Annotated in this window: 7 protein-coding genes; 1 reads left to right on the plus strand and 6 read right to left on the minus strand. The window is 60.5% G+C overall.

The annotated features are described in order from the left end of the window. Positions 1-121 precede the first annotated feature (121 nt). The 6 genes from ACE03M_RS00275 to pheS all read right to left on the minus strand — a co-directional run bounded on the left by ACE03M_RS00275 (position 122) and on the right by pheS (position 10,258). A complete protein-coding gene (locus ACE03M_RS00275) occupies positions 122-2,086 on the minus strand; it encodes an ATP-dependent nuclease (RefSeq protein WP_485932063.1) in 1,965 nt (654 codons plus the stop codon). Between the two features lie 510 nt (positions 2,087-2,596). After that, a complete protein-coding gene (locus tag ACE03M_RS00280) occupies positions 2,597-3,370 on the minus strand; it encodes an aminotransferase class IV (protein WP_485932065.1) in 774 nt (257 codons plus the stop codon). Position 3,371: 1 nt separating this feature from the next. Continuing rightward, complete coding sequence (pabB, locus tag ACE03M_RS00285; protein ID WP_485932066.1) at positions 3,372-5,603, minus strand: aminodeoxychorismate synthase component I; 2,232 nt, start codon at positions 5,601-5,603, stop codon at positions 3,372-3,374. Between the two features lie 51 nt (positions 5,604-5,654). Next, on the minus strand, positions 5,655-6,536 hold the full coding sequence (locus tag ACE03M_RS00290) for an SDR family NAD(P)-dependent oxidoreductase (RefSeq protein WP_485932067.1): 882 nt from the start codon (positions 6,534-6,536) through the stop codon (positions 5,655-5,657). 88 nt (positions 6,537-6,624) lie between these two features. Beyond that, positions 6,625-9,213, minus strand: coding sequence for a phenylalanine--tRNA ligase subunit beta (gene pheT, locus ACE03M_RS00295; protein WP_485932069.1), 2,589 nt, complete (start codon positions 9,211-9,213; stop codon positions 6,625-6,627). Between the two features lies 1 nt (position 9,214). Further along, positions 9,215-10,258, minus strand: a complete 1,044-nt coding sequence (gene pheS / locus ACE03M_RS00300) for a phenylalanine--tRNA ligase subunit alpha (RefSeq protein WP_127363095.1) — start codon at positions 10,256-10,258, stop codon at positions 9,215-9,217. A gap of 211 nt (positions 10,259-10,469) precedes the next feature. Here pheS and ACE03M_RS00305 point away from each other — a divergent pair, with 211 nt between their 5' ends. Next, entirely contained in the window at positions 10,470-12,125 is a 1,656-nt protein-coding gene (locus ACE03M_RS00305; RefSeq protein WP_485932072.1) for an acetolactate synthase large subunit, read from the plus strand. The last annotated feature ends 319 nt before the right edge of the window (positions 12,126-12,444 follow it).

Here is a 12,444-nt window from a genome sequence, read left to right on the forward strand (position 1 = left end):
ACCCGTCATCACCGAACCATCTAAAACGTATACGTACGAAACACTTCCCCGTATCACTTTTGGCTCTCTCAGATTAGGTTCGAGCATACAACAACTTATTGCCGTCACGGTCAACAGATGGTCAGCAAACAAATCCACCGCCCATCGCGTCATCTGTCACATTTAGCCCGTTGTCTCCAGGTAGCCCTCCGATCACACTCCGAATTTCCTCATCCAACCCCTCAAGGCCAGAACCGTGGCCTTCAGACACTGAAACATCCGACACGACAAACAATGACGATAGCTTATCCCTAAAGCGCAAAAACTCCTTAGGCATGACTTTAGAGCTGCCCCTGGAAGCTTGAAGTAATACTTCAATAAACGCTTCTCCGGTACGATAAATGCGCATCTCTCCATTCACAACATTTAATACCTTTTTTCCATCGACGTACAAATGATAGAAGTCTTTCCACTTTGAGTCGATTTCATTCGAAACCTCGGCTCGTATATCTTCGAATCTATTTAATCGCATTTCCCAGATGCTAATCTGCCTCTGCATATAGTCGGAGACTGCATTCGAATGCTCAAACGATTTTTCACTGGGCAGAGTCAGGGCACGCTGCTCTGCGAAGACACCAATAGCCTCAGCTCGAAATCTATCTGCCGCCGCGCGGATGATTACTGCAATTTCGGCTGCGCTCTTATACGTAACAGCAGAAATTAGAGATGAATTCAGTAGAATGTTTTCTATCATCCGTGCTTTCCATACAAATACACCTTTTCCTTCCAGCCTCATGACCTCTCGGTCAGACAGGTAGTCCCGGTCTACAACACACAGGTGAGGAATTCCGACTTCGACCCGACTCAGCGCTTCAGAAGCGCGAAGGACCTGCTCGCGACTCCCTGCCTCCACTATCTTCACCCTGGCCAATTCTTCAGGAAACAGTACTTTAAGTCTTTTGGCGTCATTAGGGCCTTCGACGATAAGCAGTGCCTCTATCTGCAACAAGTCGCGCGGACTAATGCCAAGCTCAAGTAGGGGCTCGAACCACTTTTCGGAGTCGCTGGCCCATTCAAGCTGGTTTTGAAGCGTCTCCCATGCCCCCTTCACCGAACCGATTCGGTCTTGCGGAACAGTGGCCACGATGACTGGCGAGTGGGTCACAATGAAGGCCTGCCCCTCACTTGCAAGTGAACTGATCGCCTCCAGTACTGCGGATTGCAGAGAAGGGTGTAGATGTTTTTCGGGTTCGTCTAACAATAGAACGCCATTCTTAGACGATAGTTGACTGATAAAATAGAACATGCCGATCATCTCGCGTTCACCATTAGAGAGGTCGGACAAGCCATGCTCTACGCCGGAGGGAAGCTCGACTGTAATAACAGGACGCCCGGTGTGCTCATCAAACCTGGGACGTGAAATACTCTTCCCGGTTGCCCGATAAAATGTGTCGCATAATCGGCTGTACTCACCGGAAATCTGATCCGACGACTTGGAGTTGACGTACTCGCGGTAGTCCAACGCAGCCAGATAGGAACCAACGTCAGGCATCACTTGCGCATTTTTCCAACGAATCTCATCATGCATCATCTGCCGACGATTCATCGCGCTCTGGGCAGTATCTAGAAGGTTGAGGTCAATTCCGATATCAGCTTCAAGCGTCGGCTGCCGACGTGCCGAAAGTAGATCGATATTGGCAAATGAATATCGGCTAGCAAAATGCCGGTTTTGGAGTGCCTGTATAACAGGATCAATTTGAGCATAACGCCCAGACTCTTGAGTTGAAGTCGCGATTGCCCGTACCACGTGTTCATTCTGCCGTTCCGACTGGTCCTGGCCTGTCTCAGAAAGCCATTTATCAAGAAGATCGTATTCGTGGCTAGAAAGTTGCACTGCAATTTCAATCGATAACGAGTTCGCATAGGGGCCAACCAAATCGGGCAAATTGATTTCTCCTGCCCAAATAGCCGCGATTGCTTCAAATATTAGACTTTTTCCGGTCCCATTACGTCCAGTGAAAACTACATAGGGCAGCTCTGATAAATTCGTGGCTTCAGCTTTCCGAATGCCTTTGTAGTTCAATATTTCGAACCGAGCTATTTTCACTATCTGACTCTTCCTGCTATCGTTGCTATTACAAGCCTCAAATCAATTAAAATAACTCCATCACTAACAAACTGCGATGAGTTAACGATCACAATCTTACTGTAGCCCGATCGTCCGCCAGCTAGCTCTGCGACGACCGACAAACTCAGCGGAGCATGAGACGGCAGAGGGCCGCGTCAACGCAACCGCCGTCCCAGCGATCAATGATTCTTCGGTATCGGCACCTGCAGGCACGTAACGACCTATGAATGCGTCGAGGTTTCGGGAGGCCAACGCCAGAGCCGGATCGGCGACCTGTTCCGGAGCTGTCCAGTTACTTTTACCGCGTAAGTCGTAGATGGGCATGGACTTCGTCATTGCCGTCTCCAGAACGGGTGCCATCTCGTAGATCCGCAGCTCCTAGTCGTGACCGAAGTGGACAACCTACTCGGCGAAGCGGGACACGACGGCTACGTCACTTGCCCGTGACGCTGGGAAGTTCGGCGTAGCTACCGCCGAACTAGCATGTCCTCAGAACGGTTCTGCCTGCGCTTCCAGCCAAGCTTTCCACTCCCAGAACCGCTCTGGGGCAGGCCTGGCAATGGAATCGTTTGAACCGGAGAAGGTGTGTACGCGCCGGATTCCGTGGAGAGCGTTGACGAGCCATACCTCGTGTCCCAACAGACTGTCCGGTTGCACCTGCCGATATTGAACACTGATGCTGCGCCTGCAGGCTTCGTCTTGGATCAGTGAAGTGGTCACGCCCGGTAGTTGGGCCAAATCAGAGTGCGGAACGCACAGCGTCTCGTCCTCCCACCACAGCAGGCTCGAGGTTGCCGATTCGACAGCGAACCCGTGTTCGTCGACGAGCAGCACCTCATCGCATTTCTGCTCCTCGCGCGCCCGCGTCCTCAACTCGCCGAGGCGTGCAATGTCCGGGCCCTTCGTCCGCGGGTATTGACGCGGATCGGCGAACGGTGGGATCCACACATCGAGTTCATCGGTTCGAGGCGGTGCTGGTCTCAGCCGAAACCCGAGGACGGGTTCGCAGCCACCGAGGACCTCTACTCTGGGGAACCACTCCCCCGAACGCGGAATGAGGTCGCCGAGTGCCGACCAGAAGTCCGCCGAGGCGGCATCAGCGCACCCCAGCTCGAGTGCGGCCTGGCTGAATCGCTGGCGATGCCGGTCGAACGCACGGACTCTGCCCGCCTCCACGAGCCAGGAATCTGCAAGGCGAAGTGCACCCTCGGCACCACCTGCGATGAATTCTCGTTGCTGCTCATCCCAAGTCCAGATCGTCATGTCATGAGCTCCCCTCGGCGGTGGAATCCTCGGCCTCAAGCGTCGTCTCACTGCCTTCCTGCCCAAGCGGCATGTCCTCAGCGGCTCCGGGAAATGCGGCATCACCGAACAACTTCAGCAATGGAGCTGCTTTGGCTACAGTTTCAATATATTCGTCCTCGAGGTCGGAGAGGGCGACGATTGCACCACCGACCCCGTAGCGGATGGTGCCATCCGAAATGACCAGGGTTCTGATGGCGACGCTGAGATCGACGGCCCCGTTGAGGGAAAAGTATCCGATTCCACCGCTGTAGACGCCGCGGGGCCCGGTCTCGAGTTCGTCGATGATCGACATCGTCCGCAGCTTTGGCGCACCGGTCATCGAACCCGGTGGGAAGGCCGCTCGGACACACGCCACCGGGGAATTCTCGGGGTCGAGGACTGCACTGACCGTGCTGACCATCTGGTGGACGGTGGCATAGGATTCGATGCCGAACAGTTCATCCACGGATACGGATCCGAGCTGGGCAGTGGCTCCGAGGTCGTGGCGGACAAGGTCGACGATCATGAGGTTCTCCGAGCGATCCTTCTCTGAGTGGAGGAGCTCGTCTCGGATCGCATCATCCTCACTTTCGGTGGCACCACGTGCCCGAGTGCCCTTGATCGGCTTTGATTCGATGCGACCATCGGCCGTGATGCGCACAAACCGTTCGGGCGAGGTGCTGAGGACGGTGGCTTCTCTGGACTTGAGATAGGCCCCGAACGAGGTGGGGTTGTCTGCGCGCAGTGCACGATACATGCCCAGCGTGTCCGCCTCGGTGTCCAACTCCATCCTGGCCTCGAGCATGTTGGTCAGGCAGACTTCGTAGGTCTCCCCGTCTGTGATCTTCTCCAGCACGCGCTCGATGTTGTCCCGGTACTCACTGCGGGAGTGCCGGGCCACCAGAGACGTCGCGTTGGGAACAGCGATTCGGGTTCCAGTGCCGGCTGTCAGTCCCTGAGGAGTCGACGGGGTGCCAGTAGCCAGGTCCTGGATCGCTGCCCTCGTCTGTGCGCACCAGGCCTCGGCGTCCGCCGGTGAGAAACCGAGCCCTTTGAGTGCCAGCAGATAGACTCTCGACTCCTCGTGATCGATGACCACAGCGCGGTCGAGGAACATCAGCGTAGCGTCTGGCAGGTCTGAGTGGTGCTGGTTGAGCGAACCGACCTCGGACTTCAGCTCGTATCCCAGGTATCCGACCCAGCCGAGGCGGAAGTCGAAGGGAAGTGCCGGAACCTCAACGTCGATGGTGTTCAGCTCGGCCTCGAGCCAGTCGAAGAGGCCGCTGCTGACTGTTGTCTCCGCATCTGCCGGGTCGACCGGAGCACGTCCGGTGTGGCGAATGCGGATCGTGCCGGTGGATGTATCTGCCGTAGCGACTCGGCCATTAGCTCCGGTGGGCGCACCCATGATGCTGAACCTCGATGACCTTCTGCTCGGGTCATTGCCATCGAGCCAGACGGCTTCTTCCTCGTCTCCGTACAGCGCTGAGAAGATGGCCTCGTCCGGCACTGTCAACTCCAAAGTTTCTACCTGAAGCGCCACTGTGACTGGCTCGGGTCGGTCAAGTGTGCCGGAGCTTGGAGTCCCGGAGTTCAAAGTCCCAGTGTTCGAGGCTTCAGTCTCTCCGCCTGCCCACTCCCGGGTCAATCGCGCGAAATTGCCCAGCAGTTGAAGGCTATGTTCGGTGGAGATCGATTCGGGGTGGAATTGGACTCCCCACTGCGGAAGAGTGCGGTGACGCAACCCCATGATGACTCCGTCGTCGGAATAGGCAGTCACCTCCAGCTCCTCTGGAACATCGGTGACGGCCAGCGAGTGATAGCGCACCGCATTGAACGTCGGCGGAATTCCCGAGAAGAGATCGACGCCGAAATTCCGGATCTCCGAGAGCCGCCCGTGCCGTGGAGTAGGCGCGTGAGCGACTGTTCCACCGTGAGCCAGGGCGATCCCCTGGTGCCCCAGACAGATACCGAGGATGGGAATTCTCGCATCGTCAATCACCTCGGCGCAGATCCCGAAGTCGTCGGACTTGTCCGGCGACCCGGGTCCTGGGGAAATTACGACATTGTCGAACTCCTCGAGGGCACCGATGCTCCAGTCCTTCCAGTCATTGGACACGATGACGGGTGGGCAGCCGTTGACCTCAGTGAGGTAGTGGTAGAGGTTAAAGGTGAACGAGTCGTAGTTGTCGATGAGAAGTGTGCGTATCACTGCTCTGCCGATGTCTCAGTCTGTCCGTGAGCTCTGCGAAAACCTGGGAACTCAGCCGAGGACAAGACGTCGTGTGGACTCTGTGAACCCAGCAGCCGCCTCGGTGAGAAGCGATTCCTCGGTGTCAGCACCTGCCCGCACGTACCGCCCGCTGAACGCATCAAGCGTGCCAGAGGACAAAGCTAGCGCCAAGTCGGTGACCTGCTGCGGGCTGGTCCAATCGTCTTCGCCGCGGAAGTCGTGGACGGGCATGGACTTCGTCATCTCGGTCTCGACGACGCCAGGTGCCATCTCGAAGATCCGGAGACCCTTGTTATGACCGAAGTGGACGACGGAATCGGCGAGACGGAACAGGGAGGCCTTCGATGCCGAATACACGGCGTAGGCGGGAGTGCCCTTTGCTCCTGACCCCGAATTGAGGTCGATGATGCGGCTAGGACGACCGGTCGCCTCGGCGTTGGTGATGAGGACCGGGGCGAAGGCGTTGATCATGAGGGCGACACCAAGGACGTTGGCGTCGACGACACCTTTGATGCTCTCCGGGTCTGCCTCCCACAGTGGGCCCTCGGTGGACTCGATGCGGCCGGCATTGTTGACGAGCACCTGCATACGGCGGCCACTCTCAGATTCGAGCGCTGCAACCGCAATGTGCAACGCCGACACCGAGTCGATGTCATCGGCGCGCAGCGCCAACCCGGTGACCGCTCCCCCGGTGGCGTCGACGATCTCCGCCGCCGCTGCCTCAGCCTTCGACGCCGAGGTGGCTGTGACGACCACGTGGTAGCCGGCCTTCGCGAATGCTTCGGACAGGTACCGACCGATGCCGCGTACTCCCCCAGTGATGACAGCGATCGTCTCGGACGGCACTGCTGTCGCCTCGGGTTTCGCTGTATTGGTGGGCAGGTTGGTACCGTAAGGCAGCTTCTCGGTCATGGTCGTACTCCTGTGATGTTCGGTTCGGATGTGACAGTACCCGGCCGGGACACCAAAGCAACCGACCGGGCCATCATGCGTTCAGTCCTCAGCTTCGGACTTCAGCGCCGTGACGCTCAGCCGCCAGCTGGGTCGCAGCCTCACGCATCGCTGAAGCGTCATCTGCCTTGAGCGTACGATCCGGTGCCCGGAAGGTCAGCCGGAAGGCCAGCGACTTCTTGCCCTCGGGCAGCTGGTCACCGGTGTAAAGGTCGAAGGTCTCGAGAAGCTCAAGTTCCTCCCCCGCACCTTCACGCAGTGTTGCAGCCAGCGTCTGAGTCGGCAGATTCGCGTCGACGATGAGGGCGACGTCCTGGCGGGAGACCGGGTAGGTCGACAGTGCGCCGTCCCAGGTCCGCAGGTCCTCCTGTCCCAGGAGTGCGTCGAGATCGATCTCGAAGGCCACGGTCCGAGCCGGCAGGCCCAGGTTCTCGCACACCTTCGGGTGGAGTTCACCGGCATGTCCGAGTTCCTGACCGTCGGCAAGGAGGAACTTCGCGGCACGGCCTGGGTGCCAGGGCGCGATCTGGTCAGCTTCGACACTGACCTCGATGCCGTTGACGCCGGCGATGCGGCGGACGGTGTCGATGACGTCGGTGGCCTCGGCCTTGCGGCCCTTGCCCCAGACGCCGGGCAGTTCGACGTTGCCGGAGATGATGCCCGCGTAGTGGTACGGCTGGGCGGGAACCGAGGCGTAGACCTCCTCGAGTTCCGCATCCGTCGGGTGGTAGCCGGGCAGGTGCCGTGGCCCAGGACCTGTAGGCAGTCCCGCCGAGGTGGAGACGAGCCCGGCCTCGAACAAGGCGACATCCTTGGCTCCACGACCGAAGTTGCGTGCCACCAGTTCGACCAGGGTCGAGAGCAGGTTGGTGCGCATCAGTGGCAAGTCCTCGGACATCGGGTTCGCCAAGCGGATGTGCTTGCGGCGCACATCGTCGGCTTCAAGGCGCAGCTGATCATCACGCTTATCGGACGTGAACGGGTAGGACAGCACCTCCGTGTACCCGTCGGCGGCGAGCAGATTAGAGATCCGGCGCCGCGTGCGCTGTGCTTCGGTCATGCCCTGTCCGGCGCGAGCGGCCGGTTGGATCGATGGGATCCGGTCGTAGCCGCCGGTGCGGGCGACTTCCTCAATGAGGTCGACGTCTGCGGTGATGTCCGTGCGCCAGGAGGGCACGGTCACGGCCAGACGGTCCTTGCCGATGACCTCGATGACTGCACCGATACCTTCGAGCAGCCCGGTCACCTCGGCGGTCGTGTAGTCGACGCCGACGAGGGAGTCGACGCGCTTGACCGGAAGCTCGATGACGGTGGGTTCGGGAGCCTGCCCGACCTGTGTTGTCGCCGGGCTGAGTCTGCCGCCGGCGAGTTCGACGAGCAGGTCAGCGCAGCGGCGTGCAGCCACGGGGCCGAGCAGCGGGTCGACTCCACGTTCGAAGCGCCGCGAGGCCTCGGAAGACAACTTGTGCCTGCGTGCGGTCCTGGCGATCGAGATCGGGTCGAAGTGAGCGGATTCGATGACGACGGCGGTGGTCTCATCGTTGACCTCGACCGCGGCTCCGCCCATGACTCCGGCGAGGCCGATGATCTTGCCGCCGGTGCTGTCTGAACCCTGTCCACCGCGGTCGGTGATGAGGAGGTCCTCGGCATCCAGGGTGCGTTCGACGTCGTCGAGGGTCGTGAACTTCTCCCCCGCCTGCGCACGGCGCACGACGATCTCCTCGCCCAACAGTGCCGTGTCATAGGCGTGGAGGGGCTGGCCGAGTTCGAGCATGACGTAGTTCGTGACATCAACGGTGAGGCTGATGGGGCGCATGCCTGCGGCGATGAGACGGCGCTGCATCCAGAACGGTGTCGTCGCGCTCGTGTCCAGGCCGGTGACCTGCACGGCGGTGAACTGGTCGCAGCCGACGTTGCCGTCGATGGGATTGGAGTCCTCGATGACGACATGAAAGCCGTCATCAGTGGGTACGTTCACCTCGGCGACGGTGGGGCTGCCGATGTCGGTGAAGGGCTGGCCCTTCATCTGCGCGTACTCGCGGGCGATGCCGCGCATCGACAGCTGGTAGCCGCGGTCAGGGGTGACGTTGACGTCAAGGGTGACCTGGTCGAGTCCGAGGAGGGCGATCGCATCGTCACCGGGTTCGCCACTCAGGCCGAGGTTCTTCAGGACGATGATGCCGTCGTGGTCCTCGCCCAGGCCGAGTTCCTTGGCCGAGCAGATCATGCCGTCGGACTTGTGTCCGTAGGTCTTGCGGGCAGCGATCTGGAAATCACCGGGCAGGACGGCTCCGGGCAGGCAGGCGACGATGAGGTCACCGACGACGAAGTTGTGGGCTCCGCAGATGATGCCGCGACTGGGTCGTTCCTCGCCGGGCTGCGGGTCCTTCGGATCATCGAGTTCTTCATTGTGCTCAGGTCCGACGTCGACCCGGCACCAGTTGACGGTCTTGCCGTTCGAGTGCTCTTCCTTGGTCAGTTCAAGGACGCGACCGACGACGAGGGGCCCGGTGATCTCGGGGCCGAAGAAGTCCTCTTCCTCGAGTCCGATCGACGCGAACTCCGCTGCCAGGGCATGGGGATCCGTATTGGCCGGGAGATCGACGTAGTCGGCCAGCCAGTTCAGTGGGACGCGCATATCAAGCCTTCATTCCGAAACGTGCCGAGAAGCGCACATCGCCCTCGACCATGTCATGCATATCGTTGATTCCTTCGCGCAGCATCAGGGTGCGCTCGATGCCCATACCGAAGGCGAAGCCCTGGTAGACCTCGGGGTCGATGCCCGCTGCCTTGAGCACATTGGGGTGGACCATGCCGCAGCCGCCCCATTCGATCCAGCCGGGCCCGCCGACCTTGTTGGGGAACCAGAAGTCCATTTCCGCGCTCGGTTCGGTGAACGGGAAGAAGCTGGGGCGCAGGCGGGTCTTCGACTCCGGGCCGAACATCTCGCGGGCGAAGCCGTCGAGGGTGCCCTGCAGGTTGGCCATGGTCAGGCCCTTGTCGATGGCGATGCCCTCGATCTGGTGGAAGACCGGCGTGTGAGTGGCATCGAGTTCGTCGGTGCGGAAGGTCTTGCCCGGGCACACGATGTAGAGCGGGACACCGCGCTGCAGGAGTGAGCGGGACTGAACCGGTGAGGTGTGGGTGCGCAGGACGAGGCCGGCCTCAGGAGGATCGACGAAGAAGGTGTCCTGCATCTGGCGAGCAGGATGGTCGGGTCCGAAGTTGAGGGAATCGAAGTTGAGCCACTCGGATTCGATCTCGGGGCCTTCGGCAACTTCCCAACCGAGGCCGATGAAGTAGTCAGCGGCCTGTTCCTGGATGAGGGACAGCGGATGGCGAGCGCCGAGGCGGTTGCGGTCTGTGGGCAGCGTGACGTCGATGGACTCTTCGATGAGAACGGCAGCGTCGCGCTCGGCCTCGAGCTCGGCCTGACGGGCGTCGAGGGCCTTCTTGACCTGACCTCTGGACTTGCCGACGATCTTGCCGGCGGCGGCCTTATCGGCCTTGTCGAGTCCGCCGATGGCTCGGTTGGCCAGCGCCAGCGGGGCCTTGTCGCCCGTGAACTCGATCTTCGCGGCCTTGAGATCGTCAAGGGTGCGTGCGTCCGCGAATGCCCTCAGTGCCGCGTCAACGGCCGCATTCACGGCCGACTCGTCCAATGGGTCGAGCTGGTCAGTCATCAATGTCCTTCATCTGCCTGCGTAGGTACCGTTCGTCTACCGCGATCAAGTCTATCGCCTGTGATTCGGTGTCAGGCCACCCGTCCGGATGATGTCCCATAGGGATTTAACCTCCCACCCTCGCCGAGGTGGTCCGACCCGAATCCGGTCCGTGTCCTGGTCTGTGACCTGGCTCATCGAGACCTGTCAACAGAAGATGTAGTGTCGAAGAATGACGACTCAGCGAGCTTCCGATGTCATGGTCAAGGCCCTGGAGAACGAGGGAGTCGAGCGCATCTTCGGCATCCCCGGTGAGGAGAATATCGACTTCATCGATTCTCTGCGCCAGTCCTCGATCGAATTCGTCCTCACCCGCCACGAACAGGCTGCCGCGTTCATGGCAGCGACCTATGGGCGCCTGACCGGCAAGCCAGGAGTGTGTCTGACCACGCTCGGTCCCGGCGCGCTCAACTTAGCGACCGGCGCGGCGTACGCCCACCTCGGCGGGATGCCGGTGATCATGATCACCGGGCAGAAGGGGATCCGCACAGCAGAGCAGGCACGCTTCCAGATCGTGAATACGGTCGCGACGATGAAGCCGCTGACGAAGGACAGCCGACAGATCACCTCGGCGAATATGGTTCCCACCATGGTCCGGGAGGCCTTCCGCGTCGCCCGGTCCGAACGGCCGGGCCCGGTCCACCTTGAGCTTCCCGAGGACATAGCCGCGATGCCGCTGGAGCACTGCGACCTTGTTCAACCGCACACCAATGGACGGGCGACTGCCAGCGACGATGCCATCGATGCCGCCGCCAAGGTGATCCGGAATGCCGAGCGGCCGCTGCTCATGCTCGGCGCCGATGCCTCGCGCTCGGACTGCAGTGAGGCTCTGTCGAGATTTGTCTCTCGGGTGCGCATCCCCTATTTCACCACTCAGATGGGCAAGGGTTCCGTGTCCGGCTCGTCCGATCTGTACATGGGCACCGCGGCCCTGACCAGCCGCGACTATGTCCACGATGCGATCGAGAAGGCCGATGTCATCGTCACCATCGGACACGATACGACCGAGAAGCCTCCGTTCACGATGGACGAGAACGGACCGACCGTCGTCCACGTCGGCTACCGGGCAGCCGTCGTCGAGCAGGTCTACTTTCCGCAGGTCGAAACCATCGGTGACTTGGGCCCCAGCCTCGATCGACTCGCTGTGGAACTCGTCGGTCACGTGCCCAACGCCGGAGCGCTGCTGCCGATGCGGGCCGGAATTCTGGAAAAGATCGAAGAAGGCACGACGGATGATCGCTTCATCCCACAGCGCATCGTCGCCGAGGTGCGCGCGGTCATGCCCATCGATGGAATCGTGGCGTTGGACAACGGCATGTATAAGATCTGGTTCGCCCGCAACTACCGCACCACCCGGGCCAACACCCTCCTCCTCGACAATGCGTTGGCGACGATGGGTGCCGGTCTCCCCTCTGCTATGGCCGCCAAACTGACCTACCCGGATCGCCGGGTCATGGCAGTCGTCGGCGACGGCGGATTCATGATGAACAGCCAGGAGATGGAGACCGCTGTCCGCCTCGGTCTCGACCTCGTGGTGCTCGTCCTCGAAGACAGCTCCTATGGCATGATCCGGTGGAAGCAGGCGGTGGACGGCATGCCCGACTACGGCCTGACGTTCGGCAATCCGGAGTTCGTCGCCTATGCCGAATCCTATGGTGCAACCGGGCACAGGCTGGAGAATGTCAGCGAGATGCACGATGTCCTCGAGTCGGCCTTCGCCGCCGGTGGAGTCCACCTCGTCGTCGTGCCCGTTGACTATTCGGAGAACCAGCGTGTGCTCATCGATGAGTTGGGTGACCGCGCGACTCAGGCGCTGGACGCACAGTAGGTCTGACTTCAGAGTCCAGCTGAACCGGCCGCACTTTCCCGCTGACCTCGCGGCGCTGGGCGACGATCATCAAGACGCTGAGTGAAGTTGTCTCCGTTGCCTCGACGGGAAATACTGCCCCAGCGTAGAACGAGCGGATGCGAGACGAGCCGAGCGTGCCATCCTCGAGTTGGTCAGCCTGGGCCGCATGAGATCTCGTCACGAGCTCTTTAATCCGGACTCGCTGTGTGCAGTGGCGACGGGCGTTGCAGTCTCGTCACCGTTCACCCAGACCAGGCACCTCGATTCGAATCTCCTCGCGTTGAGGCTACGTAGCGTT

The organism is Brevibacterium sp. AGC70 (assembly GCF_057334195.1).

What these genes read in the sequence shown, in the direction of transcription:
- pheT (WP_485932069.1), bottom strand. Translation starts at nt 9,213, where the DNA reads ATGCGCGTCCCACTGAACTGGCTGGCCGACTACGTCGATCTCCCGGCC.
- ACE03M_RS00305 (WP_485932072.1), top strand. Translation starts at nt 10,470, where the DNA reads ATGACGACTCAGCGAGCTTCCGATGTCATGGTCAAGGCCCTGGAGAAC.
- ACE03M_RS00290 (WP_485932067.1), bottom strand. Translation starts at nt 6,536, where the DNA reads ATGACCGAGAAGCTGCCTTACGGTACCAACCTGCCCACCAATACAGCG.
- pheS (WP_127363095.1), bottom strand. Translation starts at nt 10,258, where the DNA reads ATGACTGACCAGCTCGACCCATTGGACGAGTCGGCCGTGAATGCGGCC.
- ACE03M_RS00280 (WP_485932065.1), bottom strand. Translation starts at nt 3,370, where the DNA reads ATGACGATCTGGACTTGGGATGAGCAGCAACGAGAATTCATCGCAGGT.